General features: G+C 68.1%; 25 protein-coding genes. 9 read left to right on the top strand and 16 right to left on the bottom strand.

Annotated features, from left to right (window positions below; genetic code table 11):
• Window positions 1-5: 5 nt before the first annotated feature.
• The 3 genes from ACFVIV_RS09155 to ACFVIV_RS09145 are packed head-to-tail and all read right to left on the bottom strand — an operon-like array spanning window position 6 to window position 1,585.
• Entirely contained in the window at window positions 6-362 is a 357-nt protein-coding gene (locus tag ACFVIV_RS09155) for an antibiotic biosynthesis monooxygenase family protein (protein WP_379194283.1), read from the bottom strand.
• Window positions 363-386: 24 nt separating this feature from the next.
• Window positions 387-827 carry a GNAT family N-acetyltransferase gene (locus ACFVIV_RS09150; RefSeq protein WP_379194924.1) on the bottom strand — a complete coding sequence of 147 codons (441 nt, stop codon included), beginning with the start codon at window positions 825-827 and terminating at the stop codon, window positions 387-389.
• 59 nt (window positions 828-886) lie between these two features.
• Window positions 887-1,585, bottom strand: coding sequence for a TetR/AcrR family transcriptional regulator (locus tag ACFVIV_RS09145; RefSeq protein ID WP_379194282.1), 699 nt, complete (start codon window positions 1,583-1,585; stop codon window positions 887-889).
• 91 nt (window positions 1,586-1,676) lie between these two features.
• Here ACFVIV_RS09145 and ACFVIV_RS09140 point away from each other — a divergent pair, with 91 nt between their 5' ends.
• Both ACFVIV_RS09140 and ACFVIV_RS09135 read left to right on the top strand, forming a co-directional pair.
• Window positions 1,677-3,248, top strand: a complete 1,572-nt coding sequence (locus ACFVIV_RS09140; RefSeq protein WP_379194281.1) for a succinic semialdehyde dehydrogenase — start codon at window positions 1,677-1,679, stop codon at window positions 3,246-3,248.
• Window positions 3,249-3,277: 29 nt separating this feature from the next.
• Window positions 3,278-4,102, top strand: coding sequence for an SDR family oxidoreductase (locus tag ACFVIV_RS09135; protein ID WP_379194280.1), 825 nt, complete (start codon window positions 3,278-3,280; stop codon window positions 4,100-4,102).
• Here the strand turns inward: ACFVIV_RS09135 and ACFVIV_RS09130 are convergent.
• Window positions 4,069-4,785, bottom strand: a complete 717-nt coding sequence (locus ACFVIV_RS09130; protein WP_379194279.1) for an HAD family hydrolase — start codon at window positions 4,783-4,785, stop codon at window positions 4,069-4,071. The genes ACFVIV_RS09135 and ACFVIV_RS09130 overlap by 34 nt on opposite strands.
• Window positions 4,786-4,810: 25 nt before the next feature.
• On the bottom strand, window positions 4,811-5,401 hold the full coding sequence (locus ACFVIV_RS09125; protein WP_379194278.1) for a hypothetical protein: 591 nt from the start codon (window positions 5,399-5,401) through the stop codon (window positions 4,811-4,813).
• Between the two features lie 74 nt (window positions 5,402-5,475).
• Here ACFVIV_RS09125 and ACFVIV_RS09120 point away from each other — a divergent pair, with 74 nt between their 5' ends.
• Window positions 5,476-6,069 carry a TetR/AcrR family transcriptional regulator gene (locus ACFVIV_RS09120; protein ID WP_379194277.1) on the top strand — a complete coding sequence of 198 codons (594 nt, stop codon included), beginning with the start codon at window positions 5,476-5,478 and terminating at the stop codon, window positions 6,067-6,069.
• Between the two features lie 20 nt (window positions 6,070-6,089).
• On the opposite strand, the gene ACFVIV_RS09115 is transcribed toward ACFVIV_RS09120, so the two are convergent.
• Complete coding sequence (locus tag ACFVIV_RS09115) at window positions 6,090-6,962, bottom strand: putative protein N(5)-glutamine methyltransferase (protein ID WP_379194276.1); 873 nt, start codon at window positions 6,960-6,962, stop codon at window positions 6,090-6,092.
• A gap of 63 nt (window positions 6,963-7,025) precedes the next feature.
• On the bottom strand, window positions 7,026-7,886 hold the full coding sequence (locus tag ACFVIV_RS09110; protein WP_379194275.1) for a YdcF family protein: 861 nt from the start codon (window positions 7,884-7,886) through the stop codon (window positions 7,026-7,028).
• A 265-nt stretch (window positions 7,887-8,151) separates the two neighbouring features.
• Between ACFVIV_RS09110 and ACFVIV_RS09105 the strand changes: the two genes are divergently transcribed.
• The gene (locus ACFVIV_RS09105) at window positions 8,152-9,000 is read left to right on the top strand and encodes a bifunctional 5,10-methylenetetrahydrofolate dehydrogenase/5,10-methenyltetrahydrofolate cyclohydrolase (protein ID WP_379194274.1); all 849 of its coding nucleotides are present in this window, start codon (window positions 8,152-8,154) and stop codon (window positions 8,998-9,000) included.
• A 64-nt stretch (window positions 9,001-9,064) separates the two neighbouring features.
• Here the strand turns inward: ACFVIV_RS09105 and ACFVIV_RS09100 are convergent, their stop codons facing one another.
• The gene (locus ACFVIV_RS09100) at window positions 9,065-9,814 is read right to left on the bottom strand and encodes a L,D-transpeptidase family protein (RefSeq protein ID WP_379194273.1); all 750 of its coding nucleotides are present in this window, start codon (window positions 9,812-9,814) and stop codon (window positions 9,065-9,067) included.
• A gap of 147 nt (window positions 9,815-9,961) precedes the next feature.
• The gene (locus ACFVIV_RS09095; RefSeq protein ID WP_379194272.1) at window positions 9,962-10,612 is read right to left on the bottom strand and encodes a cyclodeaminase/cyclohydrolase family protein; all 651 of its coding nucleotides are present in this window, start codon (window positions 10,610-10,612) and stop codon (window positions 9,962-9,964) included.
• A gap of 111 nt (window positions 10,613-10,723) precedes the next feature.
• Between ACFVIV_RS09095 and ACFVIV_RS09090 the strand changes: the two genes are divergently transcribed.
• Window positions 10,724-11,761 carry an LLM class F420-dependent oxidoreductase gene (locus tag ACFVIV_RS09090; RefSeq protein WP_379194271.1) on the top strand — a complete coding sequence of 346 codons (1,038 nt, stop codon included), beginning with the start codon at window positions 10,724-10,726 and terminating at the stop codon, window positions 11,759-11,761.
• 120 nt (window positions 11,762-11,881) lie between these two features.
• Here ACFVIV_RS09090 and ACFVIV_RS09085 read toward each other — a convergent pair whose 3' ends face one another.
• From ACFVIV_RS09085 to ACFVIV_RS09055, 7 genes are all read right to left on the bottom strand, one after another.
• Window positions 11,882-12,217 (bottom strand): STAS domain-containing protein, encoded by a 336-nt coding sequence (locus ACFVIV_RS09085; protein WP_379194922.1) that lies wholly within the window; start codon window positions 12,215-12,217, stop codon window positions 11,882-11,884.
• Window positions 12,218-12,411: 194 nt separating this feature from the next.
• Window positions 12,412-14,775, bottom strand: a complete 2,364-nt coding sequence (locus tag ACFVIV_RS09080; RefSeq protein ID WP_379194270.1) for a SpoIIE family protein phosphatase — start codon at window positions 14,773-14,775, stop codon at window positions 12,412-12,414.
• Window positions 14,772-15,404 (bottom strand): SpoIIE family protein phosphatase, encoded by a 633-nt coding sequence (locus tag ACFVIV_RS09075; RefSeq protein ID WP_379194269.1) that lies wholly within the window; start codon window positions 15,402-15,404, stop codon window positions 14,772-14,774. Before ACFVIV_RS09075 ends, ACFVIV_RS09080 begins: the two co-directional genes overlap by 4 nt.
• Complete coding sequence (locus tag ACFVIV_RS09070; RefSeq protein WP_379194920.1) at window positions 15,397-15,810, bottom strand: ATP-binding protein; 414 nt, start codon at window positions 15,808-15,810, stop codon at window positions 15,397-15,399. The genes ACFVIV_RS09075 and ACFVIV_RS09070 overlap by 8 nt, the downstream gene beginning before the upstream one ends.
• Window positions 15,800-16,192: an STAS domain-containing protein gene (locus ACFVIV_RS09065; RefSeq protein WP_379194268.1), complete on the bottom strand. Its 393-nt coding sequence runs from the start codon at window positions 16,190-16,192 to the stop codon at window positions 15,800-15,802. The genes ACFVIV_RS09070 and ACFVIV_RS09065 overlap by 11 nt, the downstream gene beginning before the upstream one ends.
• A gap of 13 nt (window positions 16,193-16,205) precedes the next feature.
• Window positions 16,206-17,102, bottom strand: coding sequence for an STAS domain-containing protein (locus tag ACFVIV_RS09060; RefSeq protein ID WP_379194267.1), 897 nt, complete (start codon window positions 17,100-17,102; stop codon window positions 16,206-16,208).
• A gap of 162 nt (window positions 17,103-17,264) precedes the next feature.
• Window positions 17,265-17,741 carry a MarR family winged helix-turn-helix transcriptional regulator gene (locus ACFVIV_RS09055; protein WP_379194266.1) on the bottom strand — a complete coding sequence of 159 codons (477 nt, stop codon included), beginning with the start codon at window positions 17,739-17,741 and terminating at the stop codon, window positions 17,265-17,267.
• Window positions 17,742-17,966: 225 nt separating this feature from the next.
• On the opposite strand from ACFVIV_RS09055, the gene ACFVIV_RS09050 reads away from it, so the two are divergent.
• The 4 genes from ACFVIV_RS09050 to ACFVIV_RS09035 all read left to right on the top strand — a co-directional run bounded on the left by ACFVIV_RS09050 (window position 17,967) and on the right by ACFVIV_RS09035 (window position 22,041).
• Window positions 17,967-19,643 carry a fumarate hydratase gene (locus tag ACFVIV_RS09050; protein ID WP_379194265.1) on the top strand — a complete coding sequence of 559 codons (1,677 nt, stop codon included), beginning with the start codon at window positions 17,967-17,969 and terminating at the stop codon, window positions 19,641-19,643.
• 343 nt (window positions 19,644-19,986) lie between these two features.
• On the top strand, window positions 19,987-20,412 hold the full coding sequence (locus ACFVIV_RS09045; protein ID WP_379194918.1) for a M15 family metallopeptidase: 426 nt from the start codon (window positions 19,987-19,989) through the stop codon (window positions 20,410-20,412).
• A gap of 466 nt (window positions 20,413-20,878) precedes the next feature.
• The gene (locus ACFVIV_RS09040) at window positions 20,879-21,664 is read left to right on the top strand and encodes a M15 family metallopeptidase (protein WP_379194264.1); all 786 of its coding nucleotides are present in this window, start codon (window positions 20,879-20,881) and stop codon (window positions 21,662-21,664) included.
• Window positions 21,665-21,765: 101 nt separating this feature from the next.
• A complete protein-coding gene (locus tag ACFVIV_RS09035) occupies window positions 21,766-22,041 on the top strand; it encodes a hypothetical protein (protein ID WP_379194263.1) in 276 nt (91 codons plus the stop codon).
• Window positions 22,042-22,690 lie beyond the last annotated feature (649 nt).

Below are 22,690 nucleotides of genomic sequence, written 5' to 3'. Positions count from 1 at the left end.
GGTGACTATGCGCCGCAGGGTGTTTCGTGCGAGAAAGCGTATTCCCTCTCGACTCGTGCTACTTCGACTGTGTAGTTCTGGTACCAGCGCTCTTTTCCGAGCCGTTGGGCCTCGAGGTGTTCGACGTCGGCCTTCCAGGCTCGGATGGATTCCTCGTCGCGGTAGTAGATGATCGACAGGTCTCGGCCTTGGCCGTCGGTCATGCCTTGGCGGCCCAGGTAACCGGGCTGGCTGGTGCCGAGTTCGGTCATGCGGATGGCCATTTGCTGGTAATCGGGAGTTTCCTCGCCTCGGAGCTGCGTGGAGATGATTACGGCGTAGTAGGGCGGTTGGGGGCGCTCGTGTGAAGGGGAGGATGGCACGGAGACGGATCGTAGCGCGATCGGTCAGTCGGGGGAGGGGTGGCGTAGGTCGGTTGGCAGCAGGCTGAACAGGACGGTGTGGCGGCGGCCTTGGAAGGGGATGTGCGATCGGAGAAGGCCTTCGCGGGTGAAGCCGCAGCGGGCGGCTACTTGTTGGGAGGCGAGATTTTCTGGTGCGCAGGTTAGTTCGAGTCGCATGACTGTGAGGTTGGTGAAGGCCCAGTGGGCCAGCAGGCGTACTGATCGGGTCGCGGCACCTTGGTGCCGGGCGTATGCGGTGAGCCAGTATCCGATCCCTGCTCGGTGATTGGTCCAATCGAGGTCGAAAAGGGAGGCGCCGCCCCAGATTCGGTCAGGGTTGGATGCGTCGGTGATCGCGAGGCTGATGGCCTCGCCGCGGAGGCGTTCGGCCTCTTCCTCGGTGACCCGGGCTCGCAAATGATCTTCGGTGAAGTCTTCGATCAGGGGCCAGGAGAATGTGAGGCACGGTAGATCGAAACGGGGCGGTCGGCGGCGGGCTCGGATCAGTCGGTGTCGGTGAAGAGGCCGGGGATGGTGAGGGCGTATTCGAGGTCTGCTCGGCGGCCGAGGGTTACCAGGACGGTGCGGATCATGGTCAGGCGGGCGGCGGCGATGGTTTGGGGGGTGGGTTCGCCGGTGGCGGAGATTCGGAAGACTACGTATTCGCAGGTTTGGAGGGCCGTGTCGAGGTCCAAGGGGGTGGGTTCGGGGCGGCCGAGTTCGCGGAATTTGGCGCGGATCAGGGTGCGGATGTCGTCGAGGGCTCGTTCGCGGTAGGCCGAGACGGGGGAGCCGGGGTCGTGGAGTTCGGCGAAGAGGGGGGAGAGCATGGGGCCGTGGCCGCTGGCCCAGTGCAGGTAGGCCTCGATCATGTTGATGCCCAGATCGACCGGTTGCACGGTGCGGTCGAGGGCGGAGCGGATGCCGCCCACCAGGTCCTCGTTGGACAGCGTCAGAAGCGCGTGGAGGGGTTCGGTGGCGTTGGCGAAGTAGCGGTAGAAGGTGGGGCGGGCCAGGGCCGCGGATTCGATGATGCGGGCGACGCTGAGGCCGCGGGAACCGTGCTGGGCGAAGACCTCGGCGGTGGCGAGGACTATGCGGGCGCGGACCTGGTCGGCCTGCTTCTCCGTCTGCGGGGGGCGGCCGCGACGGGCGGGGGTGGCCTTGGATTCGGCCGTCGGAGCGCTTGACACGGGCGTCACGGGTATTAATCTAACACTGGTGTTCATGTAACACCGATGTTCAGTAAATTGCGGGCCGCGGCCCGGACATCTCCTATCGAGAGGGCGACCAATGACGACTGCCCCGCAGTTGGCTGCCGCCGATGCGCTTCCCTTCGACCTGGTCCAGCGGTTGCTCGGGCATGCCGTCGCGGGCGGTGCGCCCTCGGTGGAGGTGTTCGCACCGGCCACCGGGCGCAAGATCGCCGATCTGCCGCAGTCCTCGGTAGCCGATGTGGAGAAGGCGTTCGCGACGGCGCGCACGGCGCAGGAGCGGTGGGCGAAGGTGCCGGTGGGGGAGCGGGCGGCGCTGCTGCGGCGCATTCATGATCTGGTGCTGGCCGAACAGGACACCATTCTCGACATCGTGCAGACCGAGACCGGCAAGTCGCGGGTGCACGCCTTCGACGAGGTCTCCGACGTCGCGGTGAACACCCGCTTCTATGCCGCGGAGGGCAAAAGGATTCTGGCGCACCGCAAGCCGCGCGGAGTCATGCCGGTGCTCACCCAGGTCGAGGTCCGCAACCGGCCCAAGGGCGTGGTCGCGGTCATTTCGCCGTGGAATTACCCTCTCGCGCTGGGCGCCTCGGATGCGCTGCCCGCGCTGCTCGCGGGCAATGCGGTCATCGGCCGCCCGGACAATCAGACCGCGCTGACCCTGTTGTTGGCCATCGATATCGCCGAGCGCGCCGGCCTGCCCAAGGGCCTGTGGCAGGCGGTGCTCGGCCGCGGCGCGGTGGTCGGCACCGAGGTCATCGCGCGCGCCGACTACGTCGACTACACCGGTTCCAGCGCCACCGGCCGCACCATCGCCCAGCAGGCGGGGGAGCGGCTCATCGGCTACTCCCTCGAATTGGGCGGCAAGAACCCGCTTCTCGTGCTCGCCGACGCCGACGTCTCGGCCGCCGCCAAGATCGCGGTGCGCGCCTGCTTTGCCTCAGCGGGCCAGCTGTGCGAATCGATCGAGCGAATCTATGTGCACGACACCGTGTACGAGCAGTTCATCACCGAATTCGTGGCCAACACCAAGAAACTCGCTCTCGGCAAGAGCCTCGACTTCGACTACGAGATCGGCTCCCTGACCTTCCCACGCCAGATCGACACCGTCAGCAAGCATGTCGACGATGCCGTCGCCAAGGGCGCGAAGGTCCTCGCCGGCGGCAAGGCCCGCCCCGAGCTCGGCCCGTACTTCTACGAGCCCACCATCCTCGAGGGCGTGCGCGAGGGCATGACCGTCTACCGCGAGGAGACCTTCGGCCCGGTCGTGTCGGTCTACCGCGTCACCAGCGACGAGGAGGCCATCGCCCAGGCCAACGACACCGCCTACGGCCTCAATGCCAGTGTGTGGAGCAAGGATACGGAGCGCGCCCGCGAGGTCGCCGCCCGTATCCACGCCGGCTCGGTGAACGTCAACGAGGGCTTCATCGCCGCCTGGGGTTCGGTGGCCGCACCGTCCGGCGGGCTCGGCATTTCCGGCACCGGCCGCCGCCACGGCCCCGAGGGCCTGCTGAAATACGTGGACACCCAGACCATCGCGGTGCAACGGGTACTGCCCATCGCCCCGCTGCCGGGCATGTCGGAGCAGCTGTGGGCCAAGACCATGACGTTCTACCTGGGTGTCATGAAAACGTTGCGGCAGAAGTGATCAGGCGAGAGACAGGGGAACACACAGGCATGAAGACCGTCGAGGGCAAGAAGGTCCTGATCACCGGCGCTGCCATGGGACTGGGCAAATCATTCGCCCAGCGCGCGGTGCGCGAGCGCGCCGCCGACGTGGTGCTGTGGGATATCAATGACACGGCGCTGAAGGAGACCGCGGCCGAACTCGCCGCGGCAGGCTCGAGCCGCATCCACCACTACGTCGTCGACGTCTCCGACCGCGAGGCCATCGCCGAGGCCGGCGCGGCGGTCCGCTCCGAGGTGGGCGGCATCGACGTGCTGGTCAACAATGCGGGCATCGTGCGCGGCAACGGCTACTTCTGGGAGACCGGGAACCGCGGCGACATCGACAAGACCATGGCCATCAATTCCCTTGCGCCCATGTACATCACCCTCGAATTCCTGCCCGCCATGGTGGCGGGCAAGGGTGAGGCGCGGGTCATGACCATCGCCTCCTCGGCGGGCCTGGTGTCCAACCCGCGCATGAGCGTCTACGCGGCCTCCAAGTGGGCGGCGCTGGGCTGGTCGGATTCGGTGCGCCTGGAGCTGGAACAGTCCGGCAACGAGCACGTCAAGTTCACCACGGTGTGCCCGACCTACATCAATACCGGAATGTTCGACGGCGCCAAGGGATTCCTGTTCACCCCCATCCTGGAACAGGAGGAGGTCGTCGAAACCTCCTGGACCGAAATGAAGAAGGGTTCCGCCCTGGTGATCCTGCCGTGGACCTCGCGCTTCAACCGCGCCATCTCCGGCCTGCTGCCGCTGAAGGTCCGCGACTTCTACCTCAACACCGTCGGCGTCTATCACTCCATGGACGAATTCACCGGCCGGAAATAGGAATTCGTCAGCTCGGTGAGCGAGTGGATGACGGTGATGCCGTCATCCACCGCCGCACCACCGCGGCGATCCAGCCAATACGACTGCAAGCCGGCGTCTCTGGCGGCGATGGCATCGATCTCGTAATCATTGCCCACATAGGCGACCTGCTCCGGCGGCAGCCCGATCATGTCGCACCCGGCCAGGAAGATGCTCGGATCCGGTTTGGCCACACCGAATTCCACACAGCACAGAATGGCCTCGCCCAGATACGGCAGCAGCCCGGTGGACCGCAGTTTGTGTTCCTGCATGGCGCGCACCGAATTCGACACCACTCCGAGCCCGACCCGCCCGTGCAGGGACTGCAAGGTCGGCAGCGCGTCCGGGAACGCCGCCATGACGAGATCGCGCTGCACCAGATACGCCGAGAACCAGGCATCCGGATCATCCACCGTGACACCGATACTCGCCAGGAACCGCTCCGTGCGGGCGATCCGCTGACCCGTGAACGTGATCTCCCCCGTCCGGAACCGCGCGTACTCCTCGTCCTCGATACTGCGCCACAGCTCCGCCGCCGCATCCTCGGACTCGAATTTCTCCAGCAGCCCCTCGGCCCGCAAATGCTCGATCACCCCGACCCTGGCGGAGGCGGAGTAATCGAACAGCGTGTCGTCGACATCGAACAGAATCCCGCGCACAGTCACTCGACCACGCTACCGGCGGCCCGCCTCAGCGGCCGATATCCACCCGGTCCTTACTGGACTCCTGCTTGTCGCTGCGACCGATCTCCCACACCGGCCCGCACAGGAACCAGATCCCGCAGATCACCCACACCCGCCCGATCCACCACGTCAGCGTGGCGTCCTGCTCGGGCGTGCCGACGAACAGCGCCAGCGCGCCCAGCGACACCGAACTGATCACCGCGGCATTCACCACGCGCAACCACTCCTGCCACACATGCTTGCGCCGCTCCGGACCGGACTTCGGGATCTGCACCGGCGCCGGCCCGCCCGCGAACCTGTGCGCGACCCGCACATCGGCCCACCGCATCAGCGAATGACCGAACGCGAGCGTGAATCCGAGGTAGAGCCCGGCCAGCCCGTGCGTGGCATCGGCGGTCGCGCCATTGTGCAGATCGATGCCGACGGCCACCACGAGCACCACGGCCAGCAGTGGAATCCCCAGCAGCACAACATTGCTCAGCGCCCGCAGGCGCAGCACGTAACGCAGCAGCAGGCCGAGTCCCAGCAGTACCCAGAACCCGACCTCGGCGGCCACGATGACGGCCGCAATGGGGTGTTCCCCCACTAGATCGAACATCTTCCATCCCCTTGCTAGCTCAACTGTGCTAATTCCTCGCCTTCAATCTAGCACAGTTGCGCTAATATCGGCTCGTGCCCAAAGTGATCGACCACGACCAGCGCAAAGCGGATATCGCGGCAGCCGTCTGGCGCCTGATTGTCGACAGCGGCGTCAGCGCGGTCTCCCTCCGCACCGTGGCCGCCGAAGCCGGCCTCGTCCTGGGCTCCCTCCGGCACATGTTCCCCACCAAAGCCGACTTGCTGGCCCACTCCATGCAGCTCGTCCACGCCAATGTCGAACAACGCGTCACCGCGCACGCGAGTGGGCGTGACCCCCGCGCCGTGGTCATGGCGATCCTGCTGGAACTCCTACCTCTCGATGCCCGCCGCAATGCCGAAATGCGAGTCAACCTCGCCCTCATCGCCGAAGCCCCTGCCCACCCCCGCCTCGCCGAACTGGCCGAAAAAGCGCAGCACGCCGTAGAAGACCTCTGCCGCCAACTCTGCGCGCTACTGGCCCAAATCGGTGACCTGCACCCGACGCGCGACGTGGAAACCGAGGCGACCCGACTGCACGCCTGGATCGACGGCACCGCCTTCGGCCTCCTGGTCGTCCCCGTCGACCCGGCCGAGGTGGAGCAGCGGCTACGCGACTACCTGAAAGACCTTGCCGCCCCGCTTCGTTGACTCATGGCCCGGTGGCCTGATTACCGGCTGCCGGGGCCCGAAGATGTTTGCGGGCGGGTGCCGATCACCACGGTCGCACCGAGCTCATCGTCCTCGGCGATGTGGGCTTCGAGGCCGTGGTGGCGCATTACGTCGGCGGCGATCGGGGCCTGCTCGTCGCTCTCCTCGACGAGGAGGTGGCCGCCGGGGGCGAGCCAGGTGGTGGCTACGGCGGCGATGCGGCGCAGGATGTCCAGGCCGTCGGAGCCGCCGTCGAGGGCGGCGCGGGGTTCGTGGTCGCGGGCCTCGGGGGGCATCCAGGCGATTTCCGATGAGGGGACGTACGGGGTGTTGGCGAGCAGAATGTCCACGCGCCCAGTGAGATCGGCGGGAATCGGGTCGAACAGGTCGCCCTCGAAGACCTGCGCGCCGAGCGGGGCCAGGTTGCGGCGGGCACAGGCGATGGCGGCGGGTTCGATATCGGATGCCGTGAGGTCGACGTGAATTCCCTCGGCGGCCAGCTCGGTGGCGAAGGCCATGCCCAATGCGCCGCAGCCGCAGCACATATCGAGTGCTATCAGCGCCCTTTCGGAAGCGGGGGAGTGCGGGACTGGTGTGGCGGCGTCTGGCAGCTGAATCATGCTGCGGCCCAGGTTGATTGCCTGCTCGACGAGGAAGCTGGTGCGCTGGCGCGGGACGAAGACGTCGGCGGCGACGGCGACTTTCAGGCCGCGGAATTCGGCCCAGCCCAGCAGGTGCTCCAGGGGGTATCCGGCAATGCGCTGGACGACAAGCGATTCCAGGTGGTCCGCGTCGGTGGCGGCGCTCAGCAACAGTTCGGCTTCATCCTCCGCGAAGACGCACCCTGCGGCTCGCAGTCGGGTGACGAGGGTGCCGGTATCGGGAGTACTCACCGGGCAATTGTGCACGCAGGGGCCCGCGCCGGGTGAGCGCGGGTCCCTGCGGGGTGGATCTCGCTAGCGCTGGGTGGGGAGCAGCAGGGTGCGGGTGGCGTCGAGATAGATGCCGCGCTGACCGCTGCGGGCGGGCGGAGGCAGCTGGGAGACCAGCTGTTCCAGGGAGGTCGTGGCCCCGACGACCGGCATGCCCGCGACAATGAAATCGGCGACCGCGCGGCGAATGTGGTTGGGGGAGGTCACGATAATGGCGCTGGTGGCCCCGGCGTCGCGCAGCATGGCGGTGCTGTTGAGGGCGTTTCCGACGGTGGAACCGGCGCGATGCTCGGCCATGACCCGGTTGGCGGGAATGCCGCGGCCGATGAGCCAGCTCTGCATGGCGGCCGCCTCGGTAATCCCGTTCTGCGGGTTGCCGCCGGTGACCACAATGGGCGACAGCGGTGAGGCGACGGCCTGCAACCAGGCCGCTTGCAGCCGGTTGATGAGCTCGGGCCGCATGCTGCCGTCGGGCAGCAGGCCGTAGCCGAGCACGACGATGCCGGTGGCCGGCCCGGCCAGCGCCGGAATCGGATTGGGCAGGGTGCCGATGGCGGCGCCGATGGCGCGGAACACATTTCGCGTGCCGTCGGCCAGCTCCGGGTCCACCACGGTGAGGCGGCTGAGGGCGGCTTCCCGGGTGATCAGGTCCCCGGAGTAGTCCGACCAGATGGCCTGCAACGACAGCGCCTCCGCGTCATCGGGCGCTTCGGCGAGCAATTGGCGCAGGTCCGCGAGCCCGGCTCCCTCATCGCCGTCGCGGAAGTTCTCCTGAGCCGAGTTGTAGAGCGGACCGGGATCCGCGAACGCGGCGCCCGGCCCGAAGAAGGTGATGGTTGCGGCGGCGGCCGCGAGAAGAGCTGGTAAACGCCTGGCGATCTGCACTGCTGTCCGACCTTTCCGTAGAGAGGGTCACACACACGCTTTGCTGGCTATCTCCGAACTTTGCTGGCTATTGGCTCGAAACCGAATGGAGACACGATACGACTGGACACGGCCGTTGTCGGGTATTTGCCGAAGTGATTTCCCAGGTTTGACCGCATCCACAGCGGGGAACGCGCGCGATTGTGGTCCCGAACAGCCGCGACGGGGTCCCGCCGGGCAGCGTCGAGCGCGGGCCCCGCGACGGCGCGCGTTAAGGTTGTCTCCCGTGGACACGACTTCGTTGACCGGCAAGGACCTCGCCGCCGCCATCAATGCCGACACCAAGCAGCGCGCCGCCGCGCTCACCGAGAACGGCGCCGCCCCCCGGCTGGTGCTGGTGATCGCCAATGACGACCCGGCCAGCGCCTGGTACGTGAAGTCCCTCAATCGCGCCGCCGAGCGCAATGGGATCGCTTGCGACAACCTCGATCTCGGCGTGGCCGCCACCGCCGAGGAGATCCGCGCCAAGCTCGCCGAACTCTCCGCCGACGCCGCCGTCGACGCCATCATGCTGCAGACCCCGCTGCCCAAGGGCATCGGCCTCGACGATGTCAGCCCCGCCATCGCCGCCGCCAAGGACGTCGACGGCGTCAGCCCGCTGTCGCTGGGCCTGCTCTCCTCGGGCCTGCCCGGCTTCCCGCCCGCCACCTCCGAGGCGGTCGTGGAACTGGCCAAGTTCCATCGGATTCCGCTCGCCGGCCGCCACGTCGCCGTCGTCGGCCGCTCGAATGTGGTCGGCAAGCCCCTGGCTCAGCTGCTGCTGGCCGAGAACGCCACCGTCACCATCTGCCATTCCCGCACCACCGACCTGCCGTCGGTCACCTCCGCCGCCGATGTCGTGGTCGCCGCCGTCGGCCGCGCCGGCCTGATCACCGCCGACCACGTCCGCGAGGGCGCGGTCGTCATCGACGTCGGCACCAATGAGGACGAGAACGGCAATATCACCGGCGACGTGAACGCGGCCTCGGTCACCGGCAAGGCCGCCGCGCTGAGCCCGGTCCCCGGCGGCGTCGGCCCCGTCACCACCGCCCTGCTCATGCGCCACGTGGTCCAGGCCGCCGAAGCGGCCCGCTGAGAGCAATCGAGAATCGGCCCGGGACCTTTCGGAGGTCCCGGGCCGAACCGCTGATGATCGATCGTCACCAGTGCAGCGTCACCGGATCACCGATGCTGACGGTGTTGTAGAACCATTCGGCGTCGCCGGGCGACAGATTGATGCAGCCGTGGCTGACATTGGCATAGCCCTGCGAGTCCACCGACCACGGCGCCGAGTGCACATAGACGCCACCCCAGGTCAGACGCTCGGCCCATTCACCCTGGATCAGATAGCCCTCGGAGGAATTCAGCGGAATCCCGATGGTGCGCGAATCGAAGGTGACCGAGCGCTCCCGCGACAGCACCGGGAAGGTGCCGGACGGCGTCTCCCACCCGGGTTTCCCATAGGACGCGGGCATCGTGTTCACCGGCGCGCCGCCGATGTACACCGTGAACGTATGGGCGGACATGTCCCCGTCGGCCGTGACACCGGCATTCGTCTGGAATTCTGTGTGCAGGCGACCCACCGACACCGAGATGGATGCCGAGGTGGGAAGGTAGCCGGCCGACGTCCATGTCAGATGCCGATCGTCTACCCAGTTGAATTGCCCGGCGAGCGTGGTCCCGGCCCGAATGCTGACGGCCCGCTCCACCCGGGCTCTCTCGGTAACCGGCTCGGCGAACCGCACATCCACCGGTGCGGCAATCCCCACCACCTGGCCTGGCCCCGGCGAAATCGCCTGCACCGCCGGGAAATCGGATGTCACGAACGCAGCCCCCGCGCCCCCGGACCCGAACGCGGCCGCCGCCGCGGCAACGGTAGCGATGATGAAGATCTTTATCGCGTTCCGCATGGTTCCATCCCTTCGAAAGGGTGTGGTCCTGGATCCCCAGACTATGACCTGATGATCAGTCCCATCCGGAAATGTTCTCGCTTCGTGACCTACCCACCGGCGTGGAAACTATGCGGACGCGATCGTGTCGGGTATGAGAACCCGTGGTCAGCGCGTGATCGCGGCGACCACGTCGTCGTGCAGCGCGTCCGCGCGCGCGAGGAGCTCCTCTATCTGGGTGAGAACCGGGGCGAACTCCGCACCCGCGCCCGCATCCAGCGAGGCCACATTGATGGCGATGTTCAGCTGCGAGCTGGCCGCCGCGGCCCGGGCGGCATCTGCGGCCGCGCCGATATCGGTGACCACATTCGGATTGCCGATGGGCAGTAGTTCCCTTGCCAGCGAAAGCACCTCGTCGGCCTCGGCGACCACGGCGGCCGGGACGCGGGCGGCGCCGAGCAGGGCGTCGGTAATGGCCGCGGCGCGGGCGGCCTGCTGCTCGTCGGTGTCCTTGGGCAGCTTGTAGGCATTGCCGACCGCGGTGAAGGCGGCGGCATCGGCATCGGCCAGGGCCAGGGCGCGATCGCGGGCCACATCGGCGGCGACGATGATGCGGTCGATGACCGGGCGATTGTCGGCGTCCTTGGCGCGGGTGGTGTAGCGCGCCACCATGGCGACCAGCGCGGCGCCCTGCGCGGCGTGCAGCGCGGCCACCGCGCCGCCGCCCGGCGCGGGCACCTTGGCCGCGAGTTGATCCAGGTACCCCTGCAGTGTCGAGTCACCGAAGGTGGTGATGGCCTGCGCGGCGTCCTGAGTCATGAGGGTGGGCCTCCCGTGATTCGCGATGAAACTCGTTCGCGCAACACCGTACCGGTTTGCCGGTCATGGCCGCCGCGAAGGGGGCGCGGCATGGTCGGTAAGGTCCCGGTCATGCGTATCGGACTGTCGATCAATTACACCGACGGCTTCAAAGAGGTGGCCGCTGAGGTCGCTGACCTCGAACGGGCCGGTCTCGACATCGTATTCGTGCCGGAGGCGTATTCGTTCGACGCCGTGAGCGCGCTGGGCTACCTGGCCGCCAAGACCGAACGGGTGCAGCTGGCTTCGGGCATCCTGCAGCTCTACACCCGCACGCCCACGCTGACTGCCATGACCGCCGCGGGCTTGGACTACGTCTCCGACGGCCGCTACATCCTGGGCCTCGGCGCGTCCGGCCCGCAGGTGATCGAGGGCTTCCACGGCGTGCCCTACGACGCGCCCATCGGCCGCACCCGCGAGGTGCTCGAGATCTGCCGCAAGGTGTGGAAGCGCGAGCGGCTGGAATACAGCGGCAAGTACTACAACATCCCGCTGCCCGCCGAGCAGGGCACCGGCCTGGGCAAGTCGCTCAAGCTCATCAATCACCCTGTGCGCGAGAAGATTCCGGTGCTGCTGGCGGCGCTGGGCCCGAAGAACGTGGAGCTGGCCGCGGAGATGGCGGAGGGCTGGCAGCCCATCTTCTTCCTGCCGGAGAAGGCCGATGCCGTGTGGGGGCAGTCGGTGAAAGCCGGTCTGGCCAAGCGTGATCCGGCGCTCGGCGAGCTCGAGGTGTTCGCCGGTCCGGCGCTGGCCATCGGCGACAATGTCGAGCCGCTGCGGGAATTCGTCAAGCCGCACCTGGCGCTCTACATCGGCGGCATGGGCGCCAAGGGCAAGAACTTCTACCACACCCTGGCCACCAAGTACGGCTACGGCGCCGAGGCCGACCGCATCCAGGAGCTGTATCTGGCGGGCAAGAAGGACGAGGCCGTCAAGGTGGTGCCCGACGATCTGGTCCGCGATATCTCGCTGATCGGCTCCGCCGGTTTCGTCAAGGAGCGGGTGGCGGCCTTCCGTGAGGCCGGGGCGACCGTGCTGAACGTGGTCCCCCTCGCGGGCACCGCGGCCGAGCGGGTGAAGCTCATCGAGCAGCTGCGCGAGCTGGTCTGATCGATCGCGCAGAATCGGCCCGCCGCACTCCGCTGCGGCGGGCCGAGTCCGCCTCCCGGCCTGATTCCGCGTCGAACCTCGGTCGCCGCGCGGTGGACCTCAGTTGCTACGCGGCGAACCTCAATTGCTCCGCAGTGCGTCGAGCGCCTCGGTGAGCGTCGGATGCAGGGCGAACACCTGATCCAGGCTGGTCATCTTGAGCTGGCGGCTGGTGGCGGGCCCGTCTGCCACCACCGCGATCCGCGTGCCGCCGGCCCGCTGATGGGCGGCGACCAGGGCAGCCATGCCCGCCGAGGCGAGGAAGCTGACCTCGGACAGATCGATGACGAGGGCCGCGGGTTTACCGCCGAGTGTCGTATCGATGGCGCTGTCGAGGGCCGGCGCCGTCGCCAGATCGACCTCGCCCGCCACGGTGAGCACGGTGACATCGTCGTGCACAGTGACCTTGGTGGTCATCGCGTCGCCTGAATAGCCGTCTCCGGAAGTGTTGGTCACATTAGAACAATCTGCCATGGTCCGTCCGTTCATGCCGCATCGTCTGCCAATTCGGTATCGGTCCGGTAGTCCGCGTTATTGTGAAAATCGCAGGTACCGCACCGATTCGGCGTTGCGCCGAAACTACTGCCGAGCGCGTGTCGGCAGGGGGTGCTTCACATTCGTCCGCCCGCCGAGAAGGAGACGGCCGGAAGTCGCACCGACATCCGCACCCGGGTGCCGGGGCCGGAATGATCGATCTCGAGCTTGTCGGTCAACGCCCGCATCATGGCGATGCCGCGGCCGCGATGGCCGGGATCCTCGGGCAGCGGCCGCCAGGAGCCGCCGTCGGTGACCTCGATGGTGAGATTGTCCAGCCCGCAGTCCGCGGCGATCACCACCCGGCCCGGCTTACTGTCCAGGTAGGCGTGCTCGATGCTGTTGCTGCACGCTTCATTGGCCGCCGCGACCAGGTCCACGGCGGTGTCGTGCGGGACCGCGGCCGAGGCCAGCCAGGTGCGCAGCGCACGCCGGATGCCCGACAGCTCGGCGGCGTCGGCGGGTACGTCCAGGTGCAGTGGTTCGGGCGGCTGCCGGTAGACGACCATGGCCACGTCATCGTCGTAGCCGCCGGTGGGGCGCAGCCGCGAGAGCACCGAATCGGCCACCTCGCGGGGCAATTGCCCGGCGGCGCCGGTCAATTCGTCGGCGAGTTCGACGAAGCGCTCATCGATGTCGACCCCGCGCTGCTCGACCAGGCCGTCGGTGAACAGCACCAGCGTGGAGCCGGGCGCGATGGCCGTGGTGGACTCCGGGCGGCGCGGGGGCTCGAAGGTGGCCAGCGGGACCGAGCGGCCGCCTTCGAGAAGTCTTCCGTGCGTACCGGGTTCGGCGAGAATGGGCGGCATGTGCCCGGCGCTGGAGTAGCGCACCACACCGCGCACGGGATCCAGGATGGCGGCGCAGACCGTGGTGCACATGGCGCCTGGAATGCGCGAGGCCACCGTGTCGAGCTCGGCCAGCAGCTGCGCCGGGCCCGCGCCGCGCAGCAGCAATGCCCGTGCCGCCGTGCGCAATTGGCCCATGACCACGGCCGCGGACAGGCCACGGCCGACGCAGTCGCCGACCACGACGCCCATGGTGCCGTCCTCCAGGCGCACCACGTCGTACCAGTCGCCGCCGATTTCCAGAGGCGGCAGGGCGGGTTCGTAGTGCACGGAGAACAGCGGCGGCAGCTCGATGGGGCCGAGCATGGCGCGTTGCAAGGTGAGCGAGGTGGAGCGGGCCTGGTCGAAGTTGCGCGCCCGCTGCACGGCCAGGCTCAGATGCCCGACCAGTAGTGAGAACAGCGCCCAGTCACCGGGAGTGATGACGCGTGGCGCGGCGAACCGCAGCCACAGCGCCGAATCCCCGGTTTCGCCGAGGGGGGCGACGATGCCTTCGGAGCTGGTGGAGCCCTCCGGGATCGCGAACATGGTTCGGCCGGGCCGCAATCGGGCGCGATCCAGCAAGGCCCGCGCCCGGGCGTCGAGCACCTGCCGGGTTTCCCCGCCGCTCTGCGGAATCGCCAGGCGATCGGCGGCTCGGCGTGCCGTGCCGTTGCCGGAGTGCGCGCCCCGGGACTCCGCGGACTGCGCGCCCCGGGTCTCCGCGGGCGGGGCTCCGCGCGCCTCCGCGAGATCGGGCGGAGTGTCCTCGGAGACATACAGTTCCGGCCCGGTGTGGCGATTGGGCCACACCGACACCACCGCCGCTTCCGCACCCACGGCGCGGCGCAGTTCCTCCAGGCCGACGGTGAGCACCTCGACCACGCTGGTGGCCGCGCCGACGGCGGTGGCCAGGCGGGAGGCGGCCTGATCGCGGGCCTGGGCGTCGTGCTCGGCGGTCACATCGCGGATGGTGCCGACGAAAATGCGTTCGCCGTTCTCGGGTTTCACCAGCGAGTTGGTGCTCACCGCCAGCCAGAGGCGACGGCCGTCGCGATGCCGGATGGGCATGACGAAACGGGCCGCGTCGGTGCCGAGGTCCGGATAGCGCGGCGCTTCTTCCACGGTCCAAGGGTGGGGGAGCGGGTAGGGCAGACCGTCGGCGCCGTACCCGGTCAGCGCGCCGAAGGCGGTATTGACCTCGATGAGGGTGCCCGCCGAATCGACGACGAAGAACCCGTCCTGCAGGGACTCCACCAAGGCGGTGCGGAAGGCGTCGCGGCCGGCGAGAGTGTCTGCGCGGGAACGCTGTTGCTCATAGCGGCGGGTGCCGTCGAGAAAGCCGCGCGTGGCCACGTCGAGGGCCGCCATGGTCTGCAGCAGGAATTCGAGGGCGTCCTCGCCGCGATCGCCGCCGTGCGGGGCGGGCAGCAGCCCTTCCTGTTCGAGAATGCGGAAGTGGTGCTCGGTCAGATCGAGGATGCTCACGCCCTCGACCAGCGCGCGGCGGCCCAACTCGTAACCCTCGGCCAGGGTGGTCTGATTCGGTGCGCGCAGGTGCGTCCGGAGCGCGTTGGTGTACGCGTCGCGGAAGGCGGCCAGCACGGAACTCATGTGGGGCTCTTGGTGTGTCCGCGATGCCGGGCCGCCAGCACCAGGGCGTCGTCGGTGTCCTTGGCGTGCTTGGCGAGCAGGTCGGCGGTGATCTCGGAGGTCGGTTTGGACAGATCCACGCCGTCGGCGAAATCACTGGTGATGCCGTCGGTGGACATGAGCAGCAGATCGCCCGGGCGCACCGGAATCGTCTGGGTCTGCAGGTGTGCCGGGAGCCGGTAGCCGACGATGCCCGCACTCACCAGCATGGCGGCGCGCACCGCCGGTTTGCCGGGCGCCGCGGCGACGATCCGGGAATCGACATTGCCGACGCCGAGCCAGTGCAGTCGGTCACCGGCGTCGAAGAGTGCCAGCGACACCGCCGCGCCGCGGGTGTCGGACATGGCGCGATGGCACAGCAGCAGCAGCACATCCAGTGGCTCCGCGCGATTCTCGGCCAGCACCTGCGCCGCGCGATCGGAGGCGTCCGCCGCGGCCGCACCGTGGCCCAGCCCGTCCAGGACCGCGAAAAGCACCGAGCCGCCGCCCGCGTCGAGCACCACGGAACGATCCCCCGAGACTCGCTGCCCGGGTAGTGCGCGCCCGGCGACGGCCCATTCGACCGTGCCGATGAAACCGTCCTCACGCACCGATGGGCACCCACTTCCACATTTCCACGAGCGTGCCGTGCCCCGGATTGGAGGTGATGACCATCCCGTCCATGAGCCGGCGCGCACCCGGAAGACCAAGTCCCAGACCGCGTCCGGTGGAGTAGCCGTCCTCCATGGCCCGGTCGATATCGACGATGCCGGGCCCTTGGTCCTGCGCCTGCACCACCATGGCGCGGCGACCCTCCCGATCCTGCACGTGCAACCGGATCTCCCCGGTGCCGGCGTAACTGGTGATGTTGCGCGCCACTTCCGAGATGGCGGTGGCGATCATGGTGCGATCGGAGAGCGAGAAGCCGAGAGTGCTTGCCAACTCCAGCCCCGCTTGCCGTGCGGTCACGATGTCATTGGACACCTTCACCGCGATCACCACGTTCTCAGCGGCCACGATCACGACCGTCTCGTTGGCCGCCACGGGCTGTGATCTTGCGGTTGAGCCAGGCCAGACCCTCCTCCAGGTCCAGCGCCGTGTGCATGTCCTCGAAGGTGAGGCCGAGTTGCACCATGGCGAACGCGACCTCGGGTTGCAGGCCGACGATGACCGTCTCCGCGCCGCGCAGCTTGGTCATGTGCGCGATGGTACGCAGCGATCTGGCCGCGAAGGAGTCCATTACGTCGATTGCCGTGACATCGACGATGATCCCCTGGGCGCGATACTTGCTGACGTACTTCATCAGATCGTCTTGCAAGCGTTCGGTGTCCGCATCGGTGAGGGCCGACTGCACCGACGCGATGAGATAGGTGCCCTGTTTCAGAATGGGTACCGGCATGGGTGGGCCCCGGTTACCGTCCGCCGTCGCGATCGGTGACGCGTGACACCTCGTAGCCGAGCAGTCGCTCCGCTTCTTCGATGCCGCCCTGGAGGTCGCCGACCGCGTTCATCTTCGACAGGTCCAGGCCGATGGTCACCAGGGTGAGCGCGATCTCCGACGACAGGCCGGTGATGATGACGCTGGCGCCCATCAGGCCGGAGGCGTCGACCGTCTGCACCAGGTGGTTGGCCACCGTGGAGTCGATCGAGGGCACACCGGTGATGTCGATGACGACCACCTTCGCGCGATTGGCGCGAATCGCTCGTAGCAGCTGCTCGGTCAGCTGGCGGGCGCGTTGCGAGTCCAGCACGCCGATGATGGGGAGGATCAGCAGCTGTTCACGCACCTGGAGCACCGGGGTGGACAGCTCGCGAATCGCCTCCTGCTGCTGGCGGATAACGCGCTCGCGCTCCTGCACGAACGACACGCCCACGGTATTGGCGATGCGGTTGGCGGCGGGCTCGTAGGCGTCGAGCACCTTGTTGAGCACGTTGAAGTTCGACTGATACTTCTCGAACAGCGAGCGCGCCAGCACATCTCGCAGCAAGAGCACGATGCCCAGCACTTCGTCGGTCTCGACGCCTCTGGGGATGATGCGTTCGGACAGGTCGCGGGCGTAGGCCTGCAGGGCTTCGACGCTACCGGTCTCGAGCACCTCGACGTAGTTGTCGTAGACGGAGGTTGCCTCGGAGAAGATCTCCTCCGGCGTCATGGCGGTGAGCAGCTGGGCATCGGTAATACGACGGGCCCACTCCTCGCGCAGCTCGGTGCGGTTCTGCCGCAGGTGCTCGACGAGCTGCGGCAGCAGGTTGTCGACGGAACCCGCAGGCAGCGAATCGGCCGAAAGGCCGATGGACACGTCGGACATGGAAATTCCTGCCCCTTTCGCTAAGGCCAGGTCGGTTGCAAACTACTCGGTCGATTTGCCGACCGTGCGCTCGGTGCCGACCGCCGTCGGAAGCCGGTGCCGAGCCTAGTCTTACCCAGTACCCGATGTCTGCCAAACCAAACGCCGGTAGCCAGCGATATTTCAGGACGGATTGCGGGTCGCCGGTCTTCGATGATGGGCCAGCAACGTGTCGTAGATGTCGGCCAAGGCCGCCAGCTGGGTGCGGTCGAGGACGTCGACCATGTGGCGGCGGACACTGTCGACATGGGCGGGGGCGGCGCCGTCGAGCACCTGCGACCCCTTGTCGGTGAGGACGGCGGCCGTGCGGCGGGCGTCATCGGGGATGGACTCACGCGCCACCAGCCCGCGCTTCTCCATGCGGGTGATCTGATGCGACAGCCGGCTCTGCGACCACTCCAGCACCGCGGCCAGCTCCGCGAAGCTGCGCCGATGATTCGGCGCGTCCGACAACCGCGCCAGCACCGTGTACTCCACATAGGTCAGATTGGATTCCCGCAGCGAATCGCGTCCGACGGCCGCGGCGATGAGGTCGCGGGTGAACACGTATCCCAGCCACGCGCGCATCTCGACATCATCGAGCCAACGGGTTTCGGTCACGATTCCACTCCCGGGTTCTGATGTCATGCTAAATCCTCCCCGCCGCAGACAAGCGCATCCTGACAGGTAACACCCCCCGACTTGAAGGTGCAACCTGTGCCGATTCGCGCAACGTCGCCCGGCAAGGCTTGCCTGGGCGAAAGGGGGCGATCGGGCGCTCGGTAGAGTCTGCGTGCTTGAACCGTTGGCTGAACAGCCCCCAGCCCTGCTCGAGGAGTGCGATTCGTGACCGCGCCTGATTTCCTGTACTCGGATCTGCTGCCGATCGGTGCCGACGACACGCCGTACCGGTTGCTCACCACCGAGGGTGTGAGCACGTTCGAGGCGGGCGGGCGGACCTTCCTGCAGGTGGAGCCCGAGGTGCTGAGCATGCTGACCGCGGAGGCCATGCACGACATCAGCCATTACCTGCGGCCGGCGCATCTGGCGCAATTGCGGAAGATCATCGACGATCCGGAGTCAAGTGGCAATGACCGGTTCGTGGCGCTGGATCTGCTGAAGAACGTCAATATCTCGGCGGGCGGGATCCTGCCCATGTGCCAGGACACCGGCACGGCCATCGTGATGGGCAAGAAGTCCGAGGGCGTGCTCACCGGAGCCGATGACGCGGAATGGATTTCGCGCGGCGTGTACGACGCGTACACCAAGCTGAACCTGCGGTATTCGCAGCTGGCGCCCATCACCATGTGGGACGAGAAGAACACCGGGACGAATCTGCCGGCGCAGATCGAGTTGTACTCCAACGCGGGCGATCCCGCGCATCCGGCGTACAAGTTCCTGTTCATGGCCAAGGGCGGCGGGTCGGCCAACAAGTCGTTCCTGTATCAGGAGACCAAGGCGATCCTGAATCCGGATCGGATGCTGGAGTTCCTGGACGAGAAGATCCGGTCGCTGGGGACCGCGGCGTGCCCGCCGTACCACCTGGCGGTCGTGATCGGCGGCACCAGTGCGGAATTCGCTTTGAAGACGGCGAAATACGCCTCCGCGCACTACCTGGACAATATGCCGACCGAAGGCTCGATGGCCGCGCACGGGTTCCGCGATCTGGAGCTCGAGGAGCAGGTCTTCAAGCTGACCCAGTCCTTCGGCATCGGCGCGCAGTTCGGCGGCAAGTACTTCTGCCACGATGTGCGGGTCATCCGGCTGCCGCGCCACGGCGCGTCCTGCCCGGTCGCCATTGCGGTGTCCTGCTCGGCGGACCGGCAGGCCCTGGCCAAGATCACCCCCGAGGGCGTGTTCCTGGAGCAGCTGGAACGTGAACCGGCGCAGTACCTTCCGGAGCAGACCGACGAGATCCTCGGCGGCGACGTCGTCAAGATCGACCTGAACCGGCCGATGTCGGAGATCCGCGACGAGTTGTCGAAATACCCGGTGAAGACCCGGCTTTCGCTCACCGGCCCGCTCGTCGTGGCGCGCGACATCGCCCACGCCAAGATCAAGGAGCGCCTCGACGCGGGCGAGCCCATGCCGCAGTACATGCGGGACATGGCCGTCTACTACGCCGGCCCCGCCAAGACCCCCGACGGCTACGCCTCCGGTTCCTTCGGCCCCACCACCGCCGGCCGCATGGACTCCTACGTCGACCAGTTCCAGGCCGCCGGCGGTTCCTTCGTCATGCTCGCCAAGGGCAACCGCTCCGCCCAGGTCACCAAGGCCTGCAAGGAACACGGCGGCTTCTACCTCGGCTCCATCGGCGGCCCCGCCGCGCGACTCGCCCTGGACTGCATCAAATCCGTCGAGGTCCTCGAATACCCTGAACTCGGCATGGAAGCGGTCTGGAAGATCGAGGTCGAAGACTTCCCGGCCTTCATCGTCGTCGACGACAAGGGCAACGACTTCTTCGCCGAAACCTCGAAGCCGATCGCCCTGCGCGTGCGCGAGCGATCCAAGGAACGAGTCTGATCCAGGAGGCCAAGTGAAGCGGGCGACCAGTCGCGACGAACTGCGGGTGCGCACGGTGCACACAGCCGCGCGCGTGCCGGACTCGCGCGCCCTGCGGTCGCCCGCTGCGGGGTCACCCGCCACGGTCGCCTCGCGCCCCGGCACGGGAACGGCTGCGCGCGGCATGGAGTCGCGTGCCGCCGTACGGCGCGCCGCCGCGACCGCCCTGCTGGCGAGCGTCGGGCTACTGGGTGGCACGGTCGCCACTCCCGCCCTGCTGCCGAAGGCGCAAGCCACCCCGCCCGCCACCACTCACGGTCATTCCGATGAACCGGCCACGGTGCCAAGCGCTTCCGGCGAATCGATCGGCGCGCCGATCGAGGCGATCGCCGGTGCCGCCACCCCTATCGCTGAAACCGACGGCCTCAATCCCTGGCTGTCCCTGGCCTATTCGCTCGCCGCCCAAGAGGCCCACGCCGCCGGCGTCCCCCTGTGGATCGTCTCCGGCTACCGCACCCCCGCCGAGCAGCAGGCCATGTGGGACGACGGCATAGCCACCTACGGCAGCCCCGACGAAGCCCGCCGCTGGGTCCTCCCGCCCGGCGAATCCACCCACGTCACCGGCGAAGCCATCGACGTGGGCCCCCGAGCCGGCGCCCAATGGCTCGAGGACAACGGCAACCGCTGGGGCCTGTGCCGCACCTACGACAACGAATGGTGGCACTTCGAAATCGCCACCATCCCCGGCTTCCCCTGCCCACCCCGCGTCCCCGACGCCAGCGGCCGCTGACCCGAAACCTGCCACCGAACCGAGCCACCGCCGGCTGTCCACCCGGCACCTGACGCCTGCCGGGGCGAAACCTCTGCCGCCGCAGCGAATCGAGCGGTGTCGCTGGTCGAGTTCGCGGGTCGTGTGTCCGGGGTCCGGGTGCATGGTTGCTGCGATGGGCGTGGCGCGGGCGAGTCCGCGTGGCTGCTGTGCATCTGATATCAGTCGAATCTGGTGCTGCCCAAACGATTTGCGGGGATCGGCGGGGGAGTTGGGCGATCTTGTCGGGCGATTCGGGCCTTGGGCAGCCGGATTCGGGCTATCGTTGCGGCTCGATTGCAGGTTCAACCGTCCGCTCGGCTACCCTGAGCGCGGCGTGGGGGAGGTGCACGGGGGAGCCGGATGTGAAAGGGAGTCGATGCTGCTGAACGGCCGGGGCCGCACACCTGTCGGTGTGGGGACGCCTGCGGGGCGCGGGCGACGCGGGATGCGGCGGAGTGCCGCCGTCGCGTTGCTGGCCGGGCTGGCGGGCAGCGTGGCGCCGGTGGCGCATGGCGCGCCCGGGGAACCTGCACTCGCACCCGTGATGCCGCCGCTGGTGCTGCGGCAAGCCGCGGCGACGGACGCGGAGGCCGAGAATACGCAGGCGGCTGCCGTGCTGTTGGGGCTGCCTCCGACGCTGGGTGCGGCGCGAGATGATTCGCGGGCCTACGTTGCCGTCGCGGGGAGTGCGGAGGCGGGGGCGCCGGCGGGCACGACCCGCCTGCTGCCGGGGGTGGTGATCGCGTCCATCGGGGCGAAGACGGCGCGCGAGGATCTTTCGCTCGTGTTGTGGGGGCAGCCGGCCGTGCCGGTGGTGGAGGCGACACTGCCCGTCGCGACCGCGATCGCCGCGGGGACCGAGGGGTTGGATCCGCGGCTGGCGAGTGCGTTCACCGAGGCGGAGAAGGCGGCCGCGGTCGAGGGGGTGACGGTGTGGATCACGTCCGGTCACCGCACGTATGGGGAGCAGCAATGGCTGTGGGAGGACGGGATCGCGCGGTACGGGAGTCCGGAGGCGGCGCGGCAGTGGGTGCTGCCGCCGGAGGAGTCCACGCATGTGTCGGGGGAGGCCATCGATGTGGGGCCGCGCGAGGGGGCGCAGTGGCTGGAGGACAACGGGTATCGGTGGGGGCTGTGCCGGACCTACGACAACGAGTGGTGGCATTTCGAGCTCGACACCGTGCCGGGAGTGGCGTGCCCGGCTCGACTACCCGACGCCAGCGCGCGCTGAAGATCGGTCCGGACACTCGGTTGTCCGCTTGATCGCCGCTGTGCGCGGGGCATTGGTTCGGCATCCTTGGTTTCGGCACATTTCCAGCTATGGAGGCATGCGTGGGTAGGCAGGGCAGGGAACAGCAGCGCGTCAAGCACGGCACCGTGGGGCGGCAACGGCCCCCGGTGCGCACCTCGCATCGCAAGCGCTCACCCGCCCGGCCGCCACGGGAGACGACCTTCACCCCCGGCTGGCTCATCCTCGACTTCCCGACCGCCGTCCTGCTCGCCGTATTCGTGGGCACCGGCTGGCTCGGCTACGCCCAGACCTCGGGCACACCCGCCCAGCCCCGCCCGGCGGTGGTGGTACCCGTCGAGCATCCGGGCGGCCGCTGACCGGAGCGGAATCTCGTTCGGGGCCCGGCGATCTCGACAGCCGCGCGCCCACGGCATCAGGATGCGCCCACGCGAGAAGTAGCGAGCTCTGCTCACGCACGCGTCTCGGAGCCGCTCGCACATCGCGCCCGAGCAGCCGCTCGCACAGTGCCGTGGATGACGCCCACACGGAGAGCGGTGGGCGCGCTCTCGCCAAGAGCCGTGGGCGCCGCTCCTTCAGAGAGCGCTCACACGGAGAACTGCGGAGAGATCCTCACGCATTGCTCCGTTCGCGAATGTCGCCGCGGTGCGGCTGGAAAGTGCTGGGGGCTCGCGCCGTCCCCTCCGCTGCGGCGCGAGCGGATCGAGAATGCCTGCGGGGGTGTGGGATCGTCATGTCGTGCCCGGTTGGGGCGGCTGAAAAAGGCTAGCTGACCGGGGTATTCGGGTGCGGAGGCGGTTTTCCGGTCCGGAAAGGTTCGGGCGGGGACCGGGGGGTGAGGGGCGCACGAGATCATGTGGGGGTGTTGGATGTTTCGGAGGCAGCGGCGGAGGATTCGCCGAGGCTGGTTTTTCCCGCCCGATTGACGGCTTTGTTCGCGGCTGCGGGCAATCCCACGCTCGAGCGGGTGGTTTCGGCTGCTGAAAGGCGGACGCGCGGTATGCGGGC

The organism is Nocardia sp. NPDC127526, assembly GCF_042672265.1.
GTDB lineage: Bacteria > Actinomycetota > Actinomycetes > Mycobacteriales > Mycobacteriaceae > Nocardia.
The sequence above is the reverse complement of the archived record's forward strand: the minus strand, read 5'-3'. Positions and strand labels throughout refer to the sequence as shown.

Bases quoted from the DNA above. Each gene is read 5' to 3' on its own strand.
- ACFVIV_RS09140 (WP_379194281.1), top strand. From the start codon at position 1,677: ATGACGACTGCCCCGCAGTTGGCTGCCGCCGATGCGCTTCCCTTCGAC.
- ACFVIV_RS09135 (WP_379194280.1), top strand. From the start codon at position 3,278: ATGAAGACCGTCGAGGGCAAGAAGGTCCTGATCACCGGCGCTGCCATG.
- ACFVIV_RS09125 (WP_379194278.1), bottom strand. From the start codon at position 5,401: ATGTTCGATCTAGTGGGGGAACACCCCATTGCGGCCGTCATCGTGGCC.
- ACFVIV_RS09100 (WP_379194273.1), bottom strand. From the start codon at position 9,814: ATGCGGAACGCGATAAAGATCTTCATCATCGCTACCGTTGCCGCGGCG.
- ACFVIV_RS09095 (WP_379194272.1), bottom strand. From the start codon at position 10,612: ATGACTCAGGACGCCGCGCAGGCCATCACCACCTTCGGTGACTCGACA.
- ACFVIV_RS09090 (WP_379194271.1), top strand. From the start codon at position 10,724: ATGCGTATCGGACTGTCGATCAATTACACCGACGGCTTCAAAGAGGTG.
- ACFVIV_RS09085 (WP_379194922.1), bottom strand. From the start codon at position 12,217: ATGACCACCAAGGTCACTGTGCACGACGATGTCACCGTGCTCACCGTG.
- ACFVIV_RS09080 (WP_379194270.1), bottom strand. From the start codon at position 14,775: ATGAGTTCCGTGCTGGCCGCCTTCCGCGACGCGTACACCAACGCGCTC.
- ACFVIV_RS09065 (WP_379194268.1), bottom strand. From the start codon at position 16,192: ATGCCGGTACCCATTCTGAAACAGGGCACCTATCTCATCGCGTCGGTG.
- ACFVIV_RS09060 (WP_379194267.1), bottom strand. From the start codon at position 17,102: ATGTCCGACGTGTCCATCGGCCTTTCGGCCGATTCGCTGCCTGCGGGT.
- ACFVIV_RS09040 (WP_379194264.1), top strand. From the start codon at position 20,879: ATGCGGCGGAGTGCCGCCGTCGCGTTGCTGGCCGGGCTGGCGGGCAGC.